1 protein-coding gene (running past one end of the window) is annotated in these 240 nt (G+C 41.2%); it reads right to left on the minus strand.

The annotated features are described in order from the left end of the window. Nucleotides 1-240: the 5' portion of a hypothetical protein gene (locus JEM65_RS23610; RefSeq protein WP_439953520.1), read on the minus strand. The gene continues 30 nt to the left of window position 1, outside the view; only the first 240 of its 270 coding nucleotides appear in the window; its start codon is at nt 238-240; its stop codon lies off the left edge, out of view.

A 240-nucleotide genomic window follows, 5' to 3' on the forward strand; every position in this document is an offset into this window, starting at 1 on the left:
AGGTCTGGTTTCTTGTGCTTTAATGGCGTAAGACGTGACAGGATCTAGCGCATCGGCTGCTAATGATGATGGGAAATCTTCTGGTTTTCTGTATCCGCAACCGTCACCAAATACATCGGTGATCACGTATTTTACAAAATTGATGTCTGCAATAGATGATGGTAAGCTATTCCCCGAATCCGATTTGAAATCTGAAATTTTAGTATTGACTTCGGTCAATGAATCATTGCTCCAAAGCAC

The sequence above is a fragment of the Gelidibacter salicanalis genome (assembly GCF_016469035.1).
Lineage (GTDB): Bacteria > Bacteroidota > Bacteroidia > Flavobacteriales > Flavobacteriaceae > Gelidibacter > Gelidibacter salicanalis_A.